18 protein-coding genes and 1 tRNA gene are annotated in these 18,371 nt (G+C 43.2%); 13 read left to right on the top strand and 6 right to left on the bottom strand.

Annotation, left to right across the window (positions count from 1 at the left end; all coding sequences use genetic code 11):
- Positions 1-280 precede the first annotated feature (280 nt).
- On the top strand, positions 281-580 hold the full coding sequence (locus tag HQM15_08700; protein MBF0492845.1) for a BrnA antitoxin family protein: 300 nt from the start codon (positions 281-283) through the stop codon (positions 578-580).
- A gap of 32 nt (positions 581-612) precedes the next feature.
- Here HQM15_08700 and HQM15_08695 read toward each other — a convergent pair whose 3' ends face one another.
- Entirely contained in the window at positions 613-996 is a 384-nt protein-coding gene (locus tag HQM15_08695) for a hypothetical protein (GenBank protein ID MBF0492844.1), read from the bottom strand.
- A complete protein-coding gene (locus tag HQM15_08690; protein ID MBF0492843.1) occupies positions 993-1,817 on the bottom strand; it encodes a hypothetical protein in 825 nt (274 codons plus the stop codon). Before HQM15_08690 ends, HQM15_08695 begins: the two co-directional genes overlap by 4 nt.
- 679 nt (positions 1,818-2,496) lie before the next feature.
- On the opposite strand from HQM15_08690, the gene HQM15_08685 reads away from it, so the two are divergent.
- Complete coding sequence (locus HQM15_08685) at positions 2,497-3,420, top strand: hypothetical protein (protein ID MBF0492842.1); 924 nt, start codon at positions 2,497-2,499, stop codon at positions 3,418-3,420.
- Complete coding sequence (locus tag HQM15_08680; protein MBF0492841.1) at positions 3,417-3,755, top strand: hypothetical protein; 339 nt, start codon at positions 3,417-3,419, stop codon at positions 3,753-3,755. The genes HQM15_08685 and HQM15_08680 overlap by 4 nt, the downstream gene beginning before the upstream one ends.
- On the opposite strand, the gene HQM15_08675 is transcribed toward HQM15_08680, so the two are convergent.
- A complete protein-coding gene (locus HQM15_08675) occupies positions 3,752-4,201 on the bottom strand; it encodes a hypothetical protein (protein ID MBF0492840.1) in 450 nt (149 codons plus the stop codon). The genes HQM15_08680 and HQM15_08675 overlap by 4 nt on opposite strands.
- A gap of 472 nt (positions 4,202-4,673) precedes the next feature.
- Between HQM15_08675 and HQM15_08670 the strand changes: the two genes are divergently transcribed.
- The gene (locus tag HQM15_08670; protein MBF0492839.1) at positions 4,674-5,684 is read left to right on the top strand and encodes a hypothetical protein; all 1,011 of its coding nucleotides are present in this window, start codon (positions 4,674-4,676) and stop codon (positions 5,682-5,684) included.
- 203 nt (positions 5,685-5,887) lie between these two features.
- Here HQM15_08670 and HQM15_08665 read toward each other — a convergent pair whose 3' ends face one another.
- A complete protein-coding gene (locus HQM15_08665; protein MBF0492838.1) occupies positions 5,888-6,196 on the bottom strand; it encodes a hypothetical protein in 309 nt (102 codons plus the stop codon).
- A gap of 465 nt (positions 6,197-6,661) precedes the next feature.
- Between HQM15_08665 and HQM15_08660 the strand changes: the two genes are divergently transcribed.
- From HQM15_08660 to topA, 4 genes are all read left to right on the top strand, one after another.
- Positions 6,662-6,734: transfer RNA gene (locus tag HQM15_08660), tRNA-Arg, on the top strand.
- 14 nt (positions 6,735-6,748) lie between these two features.
- Positions 6,749-7,045 carry an integration host factor subunit beta gene (locus HQM15_08655; GenBank protein MBF0492837.1) on the top strand — a complete coding sequence of 99 codons (297 nt, stop codon included), beginning with the start codon at positions 6,749-6,751 and terminating at the stop codon, positions 7,043-7,045.
- Complete coding sequence (gene dprA, locus HQM15_08650) at positions 7,038-8,228, top strand: DNA-protecting protein DprA (protein ID MBF0492836.1); 1,191 nt, start codon at positions 7,038-7,040, stop codon at positions 8,226-8,228. The genes HQM15_08655 and dprA overlap by 8 nt, the downstream gene beginning before the upstream one ends.
- An 11-nt stretch (positions 8,229-8,239) precedes the next feature.
- The gene (gene topA, locus HQM15_08645) at positions 8,240-10,555 is read left to right on the top strand and encodes a type I DNA topoisomerase (GenBank protein ID MBF0492835.1); all 2,316 of its coding nucleotides are present in this window, start codon (positions 8,240-8,242) and stop codon (positions 10,553-10,555) included.
- 34 nt (positions 10,556-10,589) lie between these two features.
- On the opposite strand, the gene HQM15_08640 is transcribed toward topA, so the two are convergent.
- Both HQM15_08640 and HQM15_08635 read right to left on the bottom strand, forming a co-directional pair.
- Positions 10,590-11,399 carry a TonB family protein gene (locus HQM15_08640; GenBank protein MBF0492834.1) on the bottom strand — a complete coding sequence of 270 codons (810 nt, stop codon included), beginning with the start codon at positions 11,397-11,399 and terminating at the stop codon, positions 10,590-10,592.
- 99 nt (positions 11,400-11,498) lie between these two features.
- Positions 11,499-13,190 carry an AarF/ABC1/UbiB kinase family protein gene (locus HQM15_08635; protein MBF0492833.1) on the bottom strand — a complete coding sequence of 564 codons (1,692 nt, stop codon included), beginning with the start codon at positions 13,188-13,190 and terminating at the stop codon, positions 11,499-11,501.
- Between the two features lie 26 nt (positions 13,191-13,216).
- On the opposite strand from HQM15_08635, the gene HQM15_08630 reads away from it, so the two are divergent.
- The 5 genes from HQM15_08630 to rpiB all read left to right on the top strand — a co-directional run bounded on the left by HQM15_08630 (position 13,217) and on the right by rpiB (position 18,361).
- The gene (locus HQM15_08630; GenBank protein MBF0492832.1) at positions 13,217-13,777 is read left to right on the top strand and encodes a DUF177 domain-containing protein; all 561 of its coding nucleotides are present in this window, start codon (positions 13,217-13,219) and stop codon (positions 13,775-13,777) included.
- Between the two features lie 151 nt (positions 13,778-13,928).
- Positions 13,929-17,408 carry an OmpA family protein gene (locus HQM15_08625; GenBank protein ID MBF0492831.1) on the top strand — a complete coding sequence of 1,160 codons (3,480 nt, stop codon included), beginning with the start codon at positions 13,929-13,931 and terminating at the stop codon, positions 17,406-17,408.
- 93 nt (positions 17,409-17,501) lie between these two features.
- Positions 17,502-17,678: a 50S ribosomal protein L32 gene (gene rpmF, locus HQM15_08620; protein MBF0492830.1), complete on the top strand. Its 177-nt coding sequence runs from the start codon at positions 17,502-17,504 to the stop codon at positions 17,676-17,678.
- Between the two features lie 3 nt (positions 17,679-17,681).
- Positions 17,682-17,924 carry an acyl carrier protein gene (acpP, locus tag HQM15_08615; protein MBF0492829.1) on the top strand — a complete coding sequence of 81 codons (243 nt, stop codon included), beginning with the start codon at positions 17,682-17,684 and terminating at the stop codon, positions 17,922-17,924.
- The gene (gene rpiB, locus HQM15_08610; GenBank protein ID MBF0492828.1) at positions 17,921-18,361 is read left to right on the top strand and encodes a ribose 5-phosphate isomerase B; all 441 of its coding nucleotides are present in this window, start codon (positions 17,921-17,923) and stop codon (positions 18,359-18,361) included. Before acpP ends, rpiB begins: the two co-directional genes overlap by 4 nt.
- The last annotated feature ends 10 nt before the right edge of the window (positions 18,362-18,371 follow it).

Below are 18,371 nucleotides of genomic sequence, written 5' to 3'. Positions count from 1 at the left end.
AAGATCCGTCGCTATTTTTTAGAGGAAAAAGTGGGTCCCTATCCTTGCGAACCACCGGGTCCCTATCATGCGTACAGGTGGGGCCCTATCATGCGAACTCCAGGCTCCCTGTCATGCGCGCTGACAACTTTGATGAATTAGACAACTTTCTTTGGGCTAAGATTAATTAAATCGGTGACGGAGGAGATTTATATTCTTTACTATGTAGCGTTCGTAGATCGTGGTGAGGTACGCAGAATCATCAGCCTACGCCGTGCAACTCGTCGCGAGGTAAAGCACTATGTCGAAAACTTCTAAGAAAAAGACCATTCTTTTGCCTAGCGCAAAAGAAGACAAATCGATTATCGCAGCAGCGAAGCGAGACCCTGATGTACAACCCCTCACGCGAAAACAACTTAAGGCTATGCTTCCTCTACGCACTTTGCGTGGGCGACCAAAATCTGAAAATAAAAAACTTCTCGTATCGGTACGCTATAGTCCAGAGGTTGTGAGTTATTTCAAATCTACAGGCCAAGGTTGGCAGTCTTTAATGGATAAAGTGCTTCGTAACTACGTGGCACACCGTGCGCGCAGCCTATAGCGCAGGAGGCAGGACATGAAGAAGCCAGAAGTTTATCTTGAGAATGAAAGAAGAATCTTATCAATTTTTCTTTCGATATCTTGTGTGTAAAGATACGTTAAGTTTTTTGAGTTTTGACAATCTCTAATTTCTTCTTCTATTGCTTTAGGAAGAGGCTCCTTAATAAATTTGTCTATTTTGTGTTTTCTACTTTCAATCAATTCACTGAGATCGGCTGCAAACTCTCTGATGGCAAATAATCTGTACGCTTGCCATTTATCCCAAGCTATCATCCAAAAGAAATATTTTTTATTGCAAATTCTACATCGCAGAAAACCAGCAACAGCACCATCGTAGTAATCTAATAAGTAAATAATTTCAAAAGGCGAAGAGCCAGATTTTTTTTGTAGAAATAAAGTACAACATTGTATGCTCATGGTATCCTTCCAAAAAGTCGGTTATATAGATCCGTAATTTGCTGAGTGACCGGCTTTGGTAGCTCTAAAGTTTTGTGGCCAGTATCCCATTTTTTTGGAGTATCATGAACCTTAAAGTATTTTTCAACTTCATTTTTTTGCGCAGTTGAGATCTCTCGGCCATCAGTAGGTTTATTTTCACTTACAGAGACTCCATGAATTTTAGTATTAGGATCGTTTTCCGCTTCTTGTGACATTCGATTAAGTCTACGAACTGATTCTTTTGAACTTCCAAACCGATGCAACTCCGCACTTGCCTCCAAATAATTCGCCCCATGCCCCACGGCCATCATCGCACCTGCTGCGATTTGAGTAGTTCCCAAGGCCATCGCCGGCACAGCAGCAAGCGTACAGGCCCCAGCGGTAACGCCTTCGCACGCAAAGCTGAGTCCATCGGTAGTGGCCCCTGTACTTATAGCAAGGGCATCTCCAGCTAAACCCACAGCTGCACCATGCATTTGCCCTGTGGCAAAAGATTTTCCATCGCTGCAGTGAGAGTCTTCAATTTTGAGAGAACTCTGAATGGGATCTGTGAAAGATGAAACAGGATTAATCCCACGGCCAAAGCCTTTTACATAATCACTCACCTCACAAAAAGAATCCGAAAGCTTTTGTTCCAAATTTTTCAACCGACTCACTTGCTGCGGTGGATCCGGCGGATTCAGAGATGAAGAGGCTTGAGCAGCCCCGGGAGGAGGTGAATGATTTTCTGTTCCTGAAATAAAGTTTTGCACTTTAGCAACAGAGTTTGAAAAGAATGAGGTGATTGAAGAGAAGTCCATGCTGCCTTACAGAGCAGGAACTGTGCCTGTTTGCTGTAAAAAAAGAGCTGTTGAAAAACGAATACTTATTCAATCTACAAAAAAGAAAAAGAAAAGACGGCGTTCATAAATCGAACGCATAAAACTTTAAGCGTCCGAGTTTCAAACTTCCACAAAATAAAAGTTCATATTTTTCGTCCACTTTTTTTGGCATTTCCAATGCATTAGCTAGACCCAGTATTTAAAATAATTTAAAAAAAAAGTGAAAATTATGAAAAAAATTTTCTGCTCTTTGTTGCGTCAATTTTAATGTTGTGTGTGGTGAGAGTTTGGAGACGAAAAGTGGATTTGTAGTATGGTGAACTCCCCTCGATCCCCCAGGGCGAGCGCATCTAAATTTGTCCACCCTGAGCAATAATAGTTAAGAGGAAATCGTTATTCCATCCCGCGTTGCGTGATTTCGCCGCAATTCACCCGTTTTGATTAGGTCGTTCATTTAAGCATAGTCAAATGTCGGCGCGTATGACAGGGGAGAAAATGCGAGAGCATTTTCGTGAGTTCATATTATTCAACGCATTCCATTTTTCCTACACTCGTTCGATTTCCATACGCTCCATTTTTTCACAAATTCAATAAGCTCTCATTTTTCATCAACTCTTTTTTCCAGCAAACAGGCACAGTTCCTGCTTTGTAACTAAGCATGGAAACTCAACTCTCTTTTAAAGACCGTGCCAAGCAAGCCTTCTATTTTTATGCCGGGATAGGGCAAGGGGTTGTAGACACCGCCAAAGGCCTGGCCAAGCTCTCTCTGCTCCCTGCCATACAAGGCTTGGATACCTTAGAAAAAACGGCCGATTTTATTTCTCACCCCCAAGAAAAAGCAGAAGCCGCGTATCAAGAAGCCAGGCAGGATTATAAAGATCTGCAAAGGCTTTGGGATCAGCCCAAAGAAGAAATTTTAAAAAGATCTGAGAGACTGGGTCACGCAGTTCAACACGAATGGAATGAATTCACAAAGCCTTTTGAAAGCAGTGACCCCAATGTAAGGGCCAAGGCTTGGGGAGAGACTACTTTTAATGTTGCGTCCCTATTTTATGGGCCGGGAGAATTGAAAGGTGTGCTGGCGGTTGAGAAAGAGGCCTCTCTGCTGAGTAAGGCTGCAGGTCTTGAAGAAGCAGGGTTAAAAATTCTGGCTCAAACTGAAAAGAAGATTATCCCCGAGGCAGCAGAGCTTTTGGCCCAGGGAGCGAATGGATTTGAAAAAGAAACTTTGCTTTCAAAAATAAATCCCGAGGGTGTAGGTGAACTTAAACCTCAAAAATTTACGGTACACGAAGGCAAGCAGGGAAAGCATATTTTGGGGCATAATAATTTTGATCTACCGAGAAGCATCCTTACTCATCCTGATCCACAGGGTCTTGTTGATAAATTTGCAGGAACGGGTAAAGCTATGGGGCCTGGAAAAATATTTCCTGAAGCGGGTTATAAAGAAAGAATTGATTTTGGTGAAACAATTGGAAAATTTTATGACAAAGAAGCTAAAACATATTTTGAAACTACAATTGGTTCGATTGATTATGCAAAAAATGACGTCCACATCGTACCTAGGAGCCCTCGAAAATGACAATCACAGAAGAAGAAAATAAATTTAGAATTAGACTATTATTAGGCGCACAAAGTGCTTTACGAGGTGTTGCTACTCCAAGCCTAAGAGCTATCACTCTAGGCTGGGATTTTGAAAAGAGAATTATTTTTGTAAAATCTTATTTTGATAAATCCATTTGTGACATTGAAAGAGATTTAGTCTCCGCTTTCGCGACAGAAATAGCTTCTGATTTTTATGAAAACTGGCAGCTCGACGAACAAGTCATTCAACTAGATGCCCCACAAAAAATGGAGAGGCTTAAAGAATGGGTTTATATTCGATATGAAGGGGAATTGGGGCCACTTCCCTATTAAGAAACACTTCTTCTCCTGACAATTCTCACCGCACCCAACATCAAAATTGACGCAGCAAATGCATACAGTGTTTCATCATGAGAGGGAGAAGAAGAAAGAGAACACCCTCCACTGCTAGAAGCCGTGGCTGCAGGAGCTACCGTTACGCTTTGGTCGGTGGTTACGATTGAAGCTGGGTTACCGACTGCATTGTAAGTGCCATCGCTAGCGGCGAATTTGTAGCTGTGGCTGCCTTCGGCTAGGGCGTGGGTGACGTGATAGATTTTGCCGTCAGTGTAAGTGGTGTCTGTTGGGTCTGCTTCGGTCACTGGTGTTCCATCAATGGTTACGGTAATACTTGTCGGTGCTTCGTTATCGGCATCGGTATAGGTGACTTGAAAGACGCCTGTTGTGGAATCTATCGAGGGGCTTGAGAGCGTGGGTTCTTTGTTGCCCAGTAATGTCACAATTTTATTGCTGCCGGTGACAGAAATTAAGAGGTCCGCGTGGCCATCGTGGTTGAAGTCGTCGGTGACGATGTCAAAGGGATTGTTAATGGAGCGATTGGGCTTTTTTATCCTCTCTGTCGAAAGATGCCATTAAAAATTTTCTAAGAACTCAAATAAGCGACCTGGAATATTTCGCTGTCTTGCTCGCATCGCTTCATCTCTGGTCGTGGTAATGAGAGAGCCCAATCTTTGTACAGTCCAATCCATACCTGTTACTTGTTTTGTCCATGAACTTATGGATTCTGCATAAGCCCCGGATACAAAGAATTTTTAAGCTGTAACTAGCTTTAATCTAAAGAAAATAAAAATTATTTCATTAGATGCATTTAATTACTGGGGGTAGTTTTTTTTCATTTTTTTAAGCAACAATTTTATTCTCTTACCGATAACTCTTCTAGTGTTTTGATAATTAAAAATTCAAGGAGAGTTTATGTTTTCTTCCATTACAAATGTTATTCGTCAAACTCAAGATTTCTGGGCCGATCATCATTCGGTGACTCAAGCTTACAATGAAGCAATTGATCAAGCAGCTGGCCTTGTTGATACCCGTTTAAATGAAAATCACTCTTCTTCTGCTACTCGAGCATTAGTTGGCGTAAGCTTAGGTGCGGCTCGTGTTTTAGGAGCTATTCCACTAGGAATCAATCAGTGGGCTCTGGATACGGTTAGTGCCACTGTCTCTCATGGAGTACTTGGACCTCTCTATGGAATCGGAACTTTTGTTTCGACTCCAGTTAAAGGAATGCTCGATGGAGTAGGTTTAGTAGGCCGCAATCTTTGGAGCTGGGCTAACGGATCCTTGTCTCATAAAGGGGCACAAGCTGCAGCGGATGAAGTGACCACAACTCTCTTAACAGCTGCCTTATTAGTAATGGGCGGACGCTCCATGATTAAAGGGGGTGGAGAAGTTGCCAATGCTGTCCGTAATGCAGAAGCAGTTCAAATTCCAGTTCCTCAATGGATGCAAGATTTAGCCCAAGGTGGACGCTTTGCGGAAGCTCTTGCTGTGGACACAGTTTCCATTCGAGTTCCTACTCGGGCAGCAGTGGCTAATGCCGGTGGGCCTTTAGGCGCTGGGATAATGATGGCAAACGGGCCTCAAACTCCAGAAGAATGGGATAGGTATTTTACAGATAGAAGACATACCCTACCAGAACCTCAAAGAATCAGACTTGAGCAAATCACTGGTAGAATTAAACAGTCGATGGTAACTTTTCTTAAATCAGTGCTCCGCAACGGATTGTCGGGGCTAATAGGTGATGCTGAAGCTACAGAGGGAATCGTAGCGCTTTTAGGAGACGATAATGTTAGTGAAATTCCTTTTAGTGATTCTAAAGGAACTCCTATGCAGGTAACCATACAGAGAACTACGGGTGACTTGAAAATACCTGTTGTATTTAGGCTTGAGATAAATCCAAAAACTAAAATTCCAGTGGATTAATTTGGTACAGAAATAAACGTGATGCAAAAATGGAGTAGCCCGTTTTACTGCTAGCTGGGGAGAATCTATGATTGTGACAATAGGTGATTATCTTTGTATGCCACTTGATGCGGCAGGCAATGTAATGAATGAGGTTTACCGAATAGAACGAGCCGCTTTTGCAGCGACCTATCAATAGATTGTGTCCAATGAAAAATTCTTAATTAGAATTGAGTATAAATGCCAAATGAATTTACTTTTGCTGGATTCAAAATAAATAATTTTTTGTTAAAATCTTGAGAAACGCTCTGGTCTAAGCTGTTATAAACAATCAGCTTAGATTGAGAGCGTTTTTTATTTAAGTTAGCAATTGAAATATTTTTAATATTTGTTTTTTTCTTTAAAAAAGAAATTTCAGAATTAGAATTAATTTGAGAGAGCGCCTTTAAAGCTAACTCTTGCCATCTCCTCGCTAAATCCGAATTACTCGAATGATAATTCGCCCAGCCCCTTTCTTTAAGCACTTGAGCCACCCGGTTCAAAGCCGTTTGTGGATTTAATACCTCTTCCAGACTCCACCCTTTGGGCTGAAGATGTGCTTCGTTGTTAATCTGACCTATACCTACATCGACTCGATATTGTTTAGTGGCGATTAATGCTTCGGCCAGGCTTTTGGCTTCATTGAGAGAATCGAAGAATTTTGATTTTGCCGTTTGGGGTTTCCCCGGAAGATTCCAGGCAATGGTGTAGTAATGACAGTTGGATTCGTGGGCGATAATCGAGAGAAGTTCTTTTTCATCTAATAGATAGAAGCTACAAAAATAGTTGCAGAAGCATAGGGATTAGATAAGGAGTCATCAAAGCTTCGCGGCTCATTCCGTGCGATGGATGGGTCTGGGGACAAAAAAATACACTTTTTTGTTATATGGGTTGTTTAAAAAAAATAAGTAGCTTAACCATTTAAAATGTATATATAAAGTTATGAAAATAAAAATTCCGCCTCCGTAGCTCAGGGGATAGAGCAGCGGTTTCCTAAACCGTTGGTCGCATGTTCGATTCATGCCGGGGGCATTGGGGGAATTACTATGAATAAATCCGATCTTATAGAACAAATCATGTCGAAGGCCAATTTACCCAAGAAGCAGGCGGAGGATACTGTGAACTTGGTTTTTGATTTAATGTGTGGGGCCCTGATGAGAGGGGATCGTATCGAAATTAGGGGCTTTGGCAGTTTTGTGGTTCGCAGTTATGGCTCCTATAAGGGTAGAAACCCACGCACCAACCAATCGATAGAAGTAAAACCAAAAAAACTTCCTTATTTTAAGGTGGGCAAAGAACTGAAAGAACGAGTTGATGCAGGAAGTGCTTTACACCATGCTTGATGACCTTTCTCTTTTGAATTTACTAAAAATCTTTTTTACCGTTGGATTAGGGAAAAAGGCCTTTCATGTTCTTTACAAGAATCTGCCTTCTGCTTCTTTGAATTTACTTCAGGATGAAGCCTGGATTTATGCTCAACTGGAGCAAGTTCCCTTAAAAGAGGAAAGTAAACGACAAAAAATATTGAGCGATTATGCCTCCGAAGAAATTTTAAGACGGGCGGAAAAAGAAATTTTGTGGATGAAGGAAAGAGGGGGCAAAATCCTCAGTTTTTTGGATCCCGCCTATCCAGATCTACTCAAAGAAATTCCTGATGCAGCGCCTCTTCTTTTTACTCAAGGCAAGCTGGACACTTTCAGCACTCATTTCCCTCTCGCTTTTGTGGGCACTCGGGAGTGTAGCGATTATGGGAGAAAAGTAGTTGAAAGTTTTATTTCAGAACTTCAAGGTCAGAACTTCCTGATTGTAAGCGGCTTTGCAAGAGGGATTGATACTTGTGCCCACGAAGCGGCGCTCCGTCACAATTTGCCGACCGTTGGGGTTTTGGGAACGGGCCTGGATCTGGTTTATCCCAGGGAAAATCTGAAATTGTTTCAGCCGATGATTGAGCGAGGTGCCTTTGTCACTCAGTATGCCACAGAGACCCTTCCTCAAGCCTGGAATTTCCCCGAGCGTAATCGTTTGATCAGTGGCTTATCCAAAGGAGTCCTCCTCGTGGAAGTGCCCGAAAAAAGTGGGGCGCTGATTACAGCAAAGTTTGCGCTGGAGCAGGGCAGGGAGGTGTTTGCCGTCCCTGGTTCAATATTCTCAAAGAATAATGCCGGAGTTCATCGTTTAATCCAGGAAGGCGCAAAGTTGGTGACGAGTATTTCGGAAGTGCTCGAAGAATTTTTGCAGTTTCAGTCTCTTTATCAGTTTGGGCAGGCTAAAAAAACTTTGCCTTCTGAAAAAAGCCAGAATAAAGAGGCAGGCCCTGAAGGATTGAAAAACAGAATCGCTGAAGACTTGAAGGGTTCTGAAGCTCGCTTATATACTTGTTTGTCGGAGGATGCCTTGCATGTCGATCAACTCGTCGAAAAATCGGGACTGGGTTCTTCGGAGGCGATTGGGATACTCACCGATTTAATGCTGAGGGGTTATGTCAATGAACTCCCCGGAAAGTTTTTTGTAAAAGCAGAAAATTAAAAGGTAAAAAAATGTCCAAAACTCTCGTGATTGTTGAATCTCCTTCCAAAGCGAAGACCATCGGTAAATATTTGGGAAAAAACTATTCGGTGAAGGCGTCGGTGGGCCATGTGAAAGATCTGCCGGTGTCAAAGCTGGGTGTCGATATCAAAAATGATTTTGAGCCGACCTATGAAGTGATTAAAGGAAAGAAAAAAGTTATTGATGAAATCAAATCTGCCGCCGAGAAATCCGATTACGTGTTTCTGGCAACCGATCCGGATCGTGAGGGAGAGGCCATTGCCTGGCATATCGCCGAAGAAATAAGTTCAAAAAGCAAGGCTATCAAAAAAACCAAAAAAGATTCCAAAATTGCCAAAAAGCTTGAGGCTCCAGTAACTGCGGCCTCCGATAAAATTCAACGGGTGCTTTTTCATGAAATTACCAAGAAATCTATTTTAGAGGCCATTGCGCACCCTTTAGCCTTAAATCAAAGTCTGTTCGATGCCCAGCAAGCACGGCGTGTGCTCGATCGCCTGGTGGGTTATCAAATCAGCCCTCTGCTCTGGGAAAAAGTGCAACGGGGCTTATCGGCGGGGCGTGTGCAATCGGTGGCGGTTCGGATTATCTGCGAGCGCGAAGCCGAGATTGAAAAGTTTGTAAGTACCGAATACTGGAGTTTGGAAGCTCAGCTCGAAGGAAGCAAGGCGCCCTCTTTTGTGGCGAAGTTAATGGGCAAAGAAGGAAAAAAAATCGAGTTGGGAAATAAAGAAGTAACCGAGCAGATTAAAGAGGAAGTTTCCAAAACTCCTTTTATTCTCAAAGAAGTTCTTAAAAAGGAGCGACGACGCCAGCCTTCCCCGCCTTTTACCACCAGCACCCTCCAGCAAGAGGCCGCGCGAAAGTTGGGGTATTCGGCTAAGAAGACCATGATGCTGGCCCAAAAACTTTACGAAGGTGTGGAAGTGAGTGAAGGCGAAACGGCCGGTTTAATTACCTACATGCGTACCGATTCGACTCGCCTATCCCCCGACTCCCTTGTTGAAGTCCGCGAATTCATCCTTAAAAATTATTCCAAAGATTATTTGCCTGAAGCTGCGATTGTCTACAAAAGCAAGAAGGCGGCGCAGGATGCCCATGAAGCCATTCGCCCCACGTCTCTGCAATATGACCCTGCCCTGGTCGCAAAATCTTTGAGCGCTGATGAAATGAAATTGTACGAACTCATCTGGAAGCGTTTTATCGCCTGTCAGATGTCTCCCGCTGTGTTTGATCAAACCACTTTTAATATCAGCGCAGGGCCTTATGATTTCAGGGCGACGGGTTCGGTGATGAAATTCCCGGGCTTTATTGCCGTGTATCTGGAAGGCAAAGACGATACTGCGGATGAAGATGAAGAGAAGAGACTCCCCAATCTGGCAGCCCCGGAAAATTTAAAATTGTTGGATCTGCTTCCCGAACAGCATTTCACCCAGCCTCCCCCCCGCTTTACCGATGCTTCACTCGTGAAAGAATTGGAAGAAAAGGGAATTGGACGGCCTTCTACCTATGCGAGTATTCTTTCGACGATCGTGGATAAAAAATACATCAGCAAAGAACAGAATAAATTCAGGCCTACGACCTTGGGCAATATCGTCAATAACCTTTTGGTCAATCATTTTCCCGATATTTTAAATGTTCAGTTCACCGCAAAAATGGAGGACGAATTGGATGACGTCGAAGAAGGCAAGCTTGCTTGGCGAGACACCATAAAAAAATTCTACACCACTTTTGATGCCACTTTGCAAAAGGCAAAGGTGCAAATGAAAGATATCAAGCGGCAAGAAATTAAAACAGATTTTGTGTGTGAAAAATGTGGACGACCCATGGTGGTGAAATTCGGACGTCACGGGGAATTTCTGGCCTGCATTGGATATCCTGAATGTAAAAGTACCAAGGAAATCGCCAAAGCGGAGGATGGAGCTTATGCCATCCAGGAAACCCCCACCACTACTGAAGTGTGCGATAAATGCGCTTCTCCCATGTTGGTGAAACGGGGACGCTTTGGTAGTTTTCTGGCCTGCTCTAAATATCCCGAATGTAAAAGTACCAAAGCCATTTCCATTGGAGTGAACTGCCTTCAATGCTCGGCCCCTCTTGCCGAAAGAAAATCAAAACGGGGAAAGTCTTTCTACGGCTGTACCGCTTATCCCAAATGCACCTTCGCCTTGTGGGACAAACCGGTAAATGAGGCCTGTCCTCAATGTGGTTCTAAATATCTTTTGGTGAAATATTCCAAAAAAGAGGGCGAGAAAAAAGTGTGCCCCGGCAAAGACTGTGGCTATCAATTGATGGCAGAAGGCGCTTAATTGTGCACTTCCCGATACAACTGTTTTTTTGGGCTCACAAATAAACCGTAAAAGTCCAACTCATATTCAGTTCACCATTCTTTAAATATTTTTCAGGAGGTTTTGAAAAAGGGGAAGAATCTTTGAAAGTTTGGAGCACCTCCCGGTCGTAGCTTCCCACTCCCGATCCTTTAATGATAAATAAATGGGAGGTTTTTCCATCGGGATCTAGACTTATGCCTACGACACATTCAATTCGATTCACTTTAACCTTTTCATTCATCAAATAATTTCTCACCGAGGGAATAGGGTTCCAGCGCAGCTTTAAGATTCGTTTCATTTTAACAAAATAAGAAATCTCCTGCAGTTTCATCGCATTCAAATAAGTTTTTCCACCGAGGGTATAATCGGGTAAAAATTCCTGAGAACTGGAAGTTCCAGTTCTGCCGTAGGCCAGGCCTGAATCCAGGCTTTTGAAATCAAGACTGGGAGCAGAGTTGAGCTTGGGGGCCTCGGGTTTTGTAAAATTTTTGGCAAGGTCTTGTGGTTTCAAGCTGAGGTCTTTAGGTTGTTTTGGGGTTTCTTTGGGAGCTTCTTCAGGATTAGGTTTGGCGGTATTTTTTTCTTTTTCTGTAAGTATTCTTTTGCTGGGGCTTACTGCCTTTTTGGGAGTGGATCTTACAGTCGGAGCCACTTGTTCTTTTTTTACCGAAGAATCATATTCCGCCAGTTTGTTCGCCTTCTCGGGTTTCTTTGAGAGGGCTGGCTTGTCAATATCCACAATTTGGCCCAGCATCGCAGGATCAATCCACACTACTTTTTTATCTTTCTTTTCTTCAAATAAGTTGGTTTTGGATTTTGGCAAAAAAAGGAAAATTAAAATAAGAATCAGATGAAGTAGCAGAGAACAAAAAACGAAAAGGAGTAGTTTGTTGGATGTTTTTTGCTCAGCAAGCATGAGTGATCAACCCAGTAAAATATTCTTAAGCCAGAGTAGTGCAACAAAGCCAGCAAGGCCGAACGCGTAAGGGCTGTATTGGGTGTATTCTTCTTTTAAAATTGTGCCCGCGAAAAGGAGTCCAAAAAAACAAAGACAGAGGTTCAATTTTTTTAAATGATTTTGAATGGCTCTTAGATCCGAGTTTTGTTTTTTTGAGGTAAAATTCATTTCACCGCGGTTCATTTTTTTGAGGATTTTAGCCAGATCCTGGGGAAGCTGCAGGTAAGTCAGTACATTTTGCTTGAGTGTATCGATGACAAATTCACCTAAGGTTTTATTTTTTCCCAAAACAAATTTTTCTGCATAGGGAATAATAATGGAAAGCGGATTTAAATCTGGATCCAAATGAGTAGAAAGGCCAAGCAGTAGAATCATGGCCCGTTCCAGCAAGGCCCAATCTTTGGGGACATTAAAGGCGTGGAGCAGTTCTGAAAAACTCACATCCAATTTTTTGAATTCCACTATATCTTGTAGAGAAGCGACATTATTCAAATTAAAATCTTTAATTTGTTCAAGCTTGATGTCTTTTAGCCGATCATAAAAAAAATCGACAATTTTATCGAAGCTTTCTTCATTTTCCTCATGGGCGATAAATCCCATATCTTTGAGCGCCTTTCGGATGAGTTCATTGTCACGACGAATGATTCCCTCAATGAGCACTGCGGCTCCTGCACGCATGGCATCCGAAATTCTGGCGGTAGCGCCGAAATCCATGAAAACGATTTTGAAATTTTCACCCTCTCCCTTACCCCCTCCCCTTGGAGGAGAGGGTTGGGATGAGGTGTTTTCCACACTCACCAAAAAATTTCCAGGATGTGGATCGGCATGATAAACTCCATCTATAAAAATTTGTTTACAGTAGGCATGGATGAGTTTTTTTGCAATCTCGCTAGGGCTCACTCCCAATTGCTTTAGCTGGTCTACTTGGGAAATTTTAATGCCTTCCATGAATTGCAAAGTGAGAATACGATCGGTGCTGTACTGCCAATACACTTTCGAAAAGAGAAAATCTTTTTCGTCCTTCAAATTATTTTGCACCCATTCCAGATTTTTGCCTTCATTGATAAAGTTCAATTCCTGAAGCACGATGGAAGAAATTTCCTCAAAGGTTTGTTTGAGTTGGTAATGAGGAAAGAAAAGATCTAAAAACCAAAAAATCCGCCTTAAGATTTTCAGATCCTGATTCACGATTGTTTCGATATCCGGATATTGGACCTTGACCGCTACTTTCTCTCCCCCCTTCAAATAGGCCACATGCACTTGTCCCAGAGAAGCGCTGGCCAGTGGGGTTTTGCTGAATTCCTTGAAAATCTCATCGGGTTTTTTTTGGAATTCTTCTAAAAAACGTTGTTCGATTTCTTCGTAAGGGCAGGGGGGGACTGCATCTTGCAATTGCTCCAGGTTTTTTGTGTAGGCCTCGGGCAAAAAATGGGTCAAAATACTAATCGTTTGACCTACCTTAATGAAGAGCCCCTGAAGTTTAAGGATGGTTTTTAACAAGCGTTGGGCGTTTCTAGCATGGGCCCAGAGCAGGATCCTTTGATGAAGTTTTCTAGGGATAGTCCAATAGAGCAGTCCAAGGAAAAAATAGGAAACAAAGAGGTGCAAGGCACAGACATAGGCCTTAACAAAGCGAAGTTTTGACTTGGTTTTCATGAAAAGAGAAGATAGGCAGCTTATTTATGAAAGTTCAAGTTTCTCGAATATCCGACGAAGGTTTTTTTCAGAATTTTTCTGATAAAGACCCTTGGGCGAAGAAAAAATTTGAGGAGGCCTTTCAAGAGCATTGGAAAAAGGGAGAGCCCCTCCAGGGCTTTTTGAAAATCCAGAAAACGGGTGCCAACCTCTCTTTTACGGGGGAATTAACCCTTGATTACCATGGGACTTGTGACCGTTGTCTTGTCCCCTTTGTGATTCCCATGAAAGTTCAGAGCCAGCGCTGGATGGCGCCGCTCAAAGAATCGCAGCGTCAACGCGACATCGAGGCATCGGAAGATGTCGAGCTGAGTGCCGAAGACGTCAATTTCAGCTTTTACAAAAGCAATGAAATCGATTTGGGTGAAATGCTGGTGGAGCAGACTTTTTTGGATTTACCAATGGTGTTTTTGTGCCAACCCGCATGCAAAGGTTTATGTAAGGTTTGCGGTGGAAATTTGAATGAGAAAGACTGCCAGTGTGAGGAAAAACAACGCATGAAAGAATCTCCGTTCAGAATTCTGGGGAAGTTGGATGTAAAAAGATAGCATGCTTGTTTGGCGCTTGGTCCACAGATTTTGATACCAATACCTCCGCAGGAATCCGATAAGCAAATAATACTAAAATTCTGCTTTGCATTTTTTTACTTTAGTTTAATATGTTGCAGTTACTTAAATTTTTGGATTCCAGGGGGTATACATGAATAAAGCGAGAATTTTATCTTTCGTCGTTGGTTTTGCGTTACCTATTTTCTTGTTTCAAATTTCTTCTTTTTCTCAAGTTTTTCAACAGAGCAATACCTCTTGTGAATATCATTTGGTACTCTGTGACTCAGTTGCAGGCTCAGGTCTAACCTGTTCTGGAGGGTCTGAAAGTAGTGCCCATAGCGTTGCCTGCAAAAATTCTTCAACTTTTGCAGATTTCAATGGGGATGGATTTCCTGATTGTGTCGCCCTTCGCGCTGGAGAGCAAGGGAATGCAGCGTTTAGCATACTATTGGGAAATGGGCCTGGGAATGATTGTGGCGGGTTAACCGAGCAATTTGATTCGAACGTCTTAAACTATACGCCCAATCCTATAAATACTGTGGGTTCCATGGGTTCTGTTTCTGTAGGTCGTTTTTCAGCTACGCCGGATCTCACGTCGATTTTTTTCCCCCAATATTCAGATTACGAAATTACAATTTTTTCAAATCCTGATGCTTCTGGGGGTTATGGCCTTGATGGTTCAACGGTCACCCCTTCTCATCTCTCTTGGCTTCCGAAATATGGGGTGGCAAGCCCTACAGTGGCTCAGCCTACTTCTGCTGTCTTTGAATGTGCTGGAAGTGATGTTGCTGGAAATAAAGTGGTGCCACTCATTGATCAGAGTTCTCCGTCTAATCTGATTTTAGCTGTTTTTGATGCCTCTGGAACGCGTACGGATGTGGATACGGGAGTCCTCGCGGACACGACAGCCAGTGCCTCCATCGCTGTGGGAGATTTGAATAACGATCAAAATAAGGACGTCGCGATAGCCCTTAATGATAGCGTCAATGGGAGCAAGATTATTCTCTGTGATTTTACCGGAAAATGTCCCTCCAGCATGACTTATTTCTGTGACTACTACGATGTAGGCAGTGGCGCCTCGAATCCTCGTCCAACCTCCATTGCCATCGGTGATTTTAACGGGGATGGTTGGGGGGATATTGTCTATACCACCCCAGGCCTCACCGCTACCCCAGGGGCTGGTCAAGAAGGCAGGGGGATTCATTATTTAATAAATGGGCAAAATGGGGGATTCAATTTATCGAATTACCGTGTGTATGCGCCCACGACTACTGGAGAGCCATTTGCACTGACAACAGGTTGCTTTAATAATGACAATGCGGAGGACGTGGCTTTTACCTACCAGGATGACACAAATAATGTGAGTAGTGGACGGGTGGTGGTATTCAACTCTGCTTTCTCCAGTGGTGCTTACGCCCCGTCGAACACCGCTTTGCCGTTGAGCTTTGGGGCAGGCAAGTTTCTTGAGGCTACAGGGATTAGTTCTTCGAATTTCGATCTTGCCGGAGGGGATGATCTGATTGCCCTGGCCACTGCGCCCTCATTAGAAAGAAAAGCCTTTGTTTTCATGAATAGCTTGGAGAGCATTGTTTCCAATGCAGGTTCAGATATTTCTACATTAGTCGGAGTTGCAACCGTTGTGAGCGGTGAATGTTCTACTAATCCGGCGGATGCATCCGCTATCTTTTCTGCTTCCTGGTCCGTGGCTGTTGTGACGGGCGATTCAAATTACACTTCTTCAGGGACAAGTACTCTAGTCCCCACTTTTACTTTTAATACTCCGGGCACCTATGATCTGACCTTAACCTGCTCCAGCCGATGTGGAAAAGTGCCTTCTGACTTTGCCCACGATACAAAGAGGGTGACGGTCCTCTCCAAGGCATCCACTCCAAACCCAGGAGGAGGAAACCAAAATGTAAATAATTGTGGAAATAACGTCTGTGACCTCGGAGAATCGTGCGATGGCACGGCCTGTGGTCCTGTTCCCAGCGGATACACTTGTGTCAATTGTCAGCTGGTGCAGGATACCGGCGGGGGAAATACAAGTAATATCGATGGCGGATCTAACAATAACAACGGTAATAGTAATAGTGGAAATCAGAACAATTCAGGAAATGGCCAAGGACAAACTGGCGCACAAGTTGTGGGTGGCCAGACCACCCTCACAGATTCACAAGGTAACCCTTTAGATAATCAAGGAGGTTGTGTGGCTTCTCTTAATCCCGCGGTAAATTCCAATAAGACTCCGGTCTTTTTCTATGTGGGGCTTGTGGCTTTTTTGGTCGCACTGCGCTTTAGAAGAAGCTCTGCCTTAAAGGGCGTTTTTTCACTCTCTTTAATCCTTCTGAGTTTAATGCTTTTTAATCCACCCGCTAAAGCAGATCCTTCCTTTGGTTTAAATTTCTTTAAACCTGCGATGGATGATTCAGAATATTATTCTGTTTATGGCTCTCCCACTCTACAGCAGGGGAAATTTCATTTTGGGTTATGGTTTGATTATGCCCGACGTCCTTATGAAGTAGGAAATTCCAATTTTGTACGGCAGTCTGGAATAAGCGACAACGTGCTTATTGCCGATGCCCTTGCTTCTTACGGAGTCTTGAACTGGTTGGATGTAGGTATTCGTATGCCCGTGTATCTTTGGGAAAGTATCAATGCCCCCGCCTTGGGAAGATTGGATGAGGCTCATACTGAAATGGGCGATTTGGAGTTTGCCCTAAAATTTAAAATTTTAGACCGTAAGAAACACCATGTGGGTGTGAGTTTACTGCCTTATCTCTCTATTCCTAGCGCCACGAATGCTGCGACCAATTTTACCGGTAATGGGGATTTCTCAGGAGGAGGCAAGCTGATTGTCGATTTCAAACCCCACAAACGAGTTTCTGTGGCCGCCAACGTGGGTTACGAAATGCGCAGTCCAGTGCTGGATGTTGCAGGACATTTGATCGATGATCAATTTCAGGGGGGCTTGGGGGTGTCGGTAGATGCCCTTCCTAAAAAACTCAAAGTGATTGCTGAAGCGGAAGTAAAAACAGTGAAATTTTTTGAGGATAGACGAACCAGTCCTCTGGAAGCACGTTTGGGGGGACGATATAGCTTTAAAAATGGCATCGATGTAAATTTTGGTGGGGGGATGGGGATGACCAATGGGATCACTGCTCCTGCTTATCGCGCCTTTACAGGGGTGACTTATACGAAGAGACCTCCAGATGAGTTGGAAATAAAAAATACAGGCGATGAACTCCCTCTCAAAGACGATCAAGACGTCTATTTGGTGGGCGATGAAATTCGCATGGCCGAAAAACTATTTTTTGATTATGACAAGTTTAATATCCGCGAAATCAGTAAACCTATCTTAGGTAAAGTAGCCGCTTTTTTGAACAAGCATGTCGAACTGAAACGCGTGAGAGTAGAAGGGCATACCTGTGATCTGGGCTCCGATCGCTACAATCAAAAACTTTCTCAAAATAGGGCGCAGTCTGTGGTCGATCACTTGGTAGGGCAGGGTGTCGATGCTGGCCGTTTGAGAGCGGTGGGTTATGGAAAGGCCAAGCCTATTGTTCCCAATAGTGATGAATCTCATCGGGAACAAAATCGCCGGGTGCAGCTCTTTGTTGAAGAACGTAATTAAGTTCCCGTTGTACTAGTTGACAGGGGGCTTGCTTCTGGTGTAGCGCAGCACCTCGTTTTCGATTCATTATTTATAGTCCAGAAGAGGGTTATCATGCCAGTTCCTAAGAGAAAAACAAGCAAATCCAGGCGCGATATGCGACGCGCAACTCATAAACTTACAGCAACTCAATTTAATAAGTGCAATCGTTGCGGTTCACCTAAGTTGCCACATCGGGTCTGTGCCCACTGTGGTTTTTACAAGGGTAAAGAAGTTATTGCGATGGAGTGAGTTTTGCCAAATACGAGTGTAGAAAACAAAATTATTCGAATTATCTCTGAACAGTTGGGTATTTCCGAAGATGAAATACAAGGGGATTCTAATTTTGTCGAAGATTTGGGCGCAGATTCTTTAGATATTGTTGAGCTCATTATGGCCATGGAAGAAGAGTTTGAAATGGAAATTCCTGATGAAGAGGCAGAAAAGCTTCTTATGGTTCAGGACGTGGTCGAGTACGTCAAAAAACGTGTAAAATGAAACTTGTTTTAGCCTCTGACCATGCCGGTTATTTTCTTAAAAACACCTTACGAGATTTTTTAATCCAAAAAAAAATAGATTGTGTCGATTTGGGTCCTTTTTCGACAGCTTCTGTAGATTATCCGGATTTTGCGCATCTGCTTTGTGAGCAAATCCAGCAGGGCAGGGCAGAAGCGGGTGTCCTCATCTGTGGAACGGGTGTGGGTATTTCTATTGCTGCCAATAAAATAAAAGGCATTCGTGCTGCAGTGGTATCCGATTTGTTTTCAGCCCGAATGGCCAAGGAACATAATAATGCAAATGTACTTGCCTTGGGGGCCAGGATTTTAGATGAAGAGAAAGCAAAAAGAGTGCTCTGGGCCTGGTTAAAAGCAAAGTATGCAGGGGGAAGGCATCAACAGCGCTTGGATCAGATTAAGAATTTAGAATCCCTTTAATTACTAACAA

Source organism: Deltaproteobacteria bacterium (assembly GCA_015233135.1).
Classification (GTDB): Bacteria; UBA10199; UBA10199; order JADFYH01; family JADFYH01; genus JADFYH01.
This window is presented reverse-complemented; position numbering and strand designations above follow the sequence as displayed.

Excerpts from the sequence above, each read along its gene's own strand:
- HQM15_08700 (MBF0492845.1), top strand. The coding sequence starts at position 281 with ATGTCGAAAACTTCTAAGAAAAAGACCATTCTTTTGCCTAGCGCAAAA.
- HQM15_08695 (MBF0492844.1), bottom strand. The coding sequence starts at position 996 with ATGAGCATACAATGTTGTACTTTATTTCTACAAAAAAAATCTGGCTCT.
- HQM15_08690 (MBF0492843.1), bottom strand. The coding sequence starts at position 1,817 with ATGGACTTCTCTTCAATCACCTCATTCTTTTCAAACTCTGTTGCTAAA.
- HQM15_08685 (MBF0492842.1), top strand. The coding sequence starts at position 2,497 with ATGGAAACTCAACTCTCTTTTAAAGACCGTGCCAAGCAAGCCTTCTAT.
- HQM15_08680 (MBF0492841.1), top strand. The coding sequence starts at position 3,417 with ATGACAATCACAGAAGAAGAAAATAAATTTAGAATTAGACTATTATTA.
- HQM15_08670 (MBF0492839.1), top strand. The coding sequence starts at position 4,674 with ATGTTTTCTTCCATTACAAATGTTATTCGTCAAACTCAAGATTTCTGG.
- HQM15_08655 (MBF0492837.1), top strand. The coding sequence starts at position 6,749 with ATGAATAAATCCGATCTTATAGAACAAATCATGTCGAAGGCCAATTTA.
- dprA (MBF0492836.1), top strand. The coding sequence starts at position 7,038 with ATGCTTGATGACCTTTCTCTTTTGAATTTACTAAAAATCTTTTTTACC.
- topA (MBF0492835.1), top strand. The coding sequence starts at position 8,240 with ATGTCCAAAACTCTCGTGATTGTTGAATCTCCTTCCAAAGCGAAGACC.
- HQM15_08635 (MBF0492833.1), bottom strand. The coding sequence starts at position 13,190 with ATGAAAACCAAGTCAAAACTTCGCTTTGTTAAGGCCTATGTCTGTGCC.
- HQM15_08630 (MBF0492832.1), top strand. The coding sequence starts at position 13,217 with ATGAAAGTTCAAGTTTCTCGAATATCCGACGAAGGTTTTTTTCAGAAT.
- HQM15_08625 (MBF0492831.1), top strand. The coding sequence starts at position 13,929 with ATGAATAAAGCGAGAATTTTATCTTTCGTCGTTGGTTTTGCGTTACCT.
- rpmF (MBF0492830.1), top strand. The coding sequence starts at position 17,502 with ATGCCAGTTCCTAAGAGAAAAACAAGCAAATCCAGGCGCGATATGCGA.
- rpiB (MBF0492828.1), top strand. The coding sequence starts at position 17,921 with ATGAAACTTGTTTTAGCCTCTGACCATGCCGGTTATTTTCTTAAAAAC.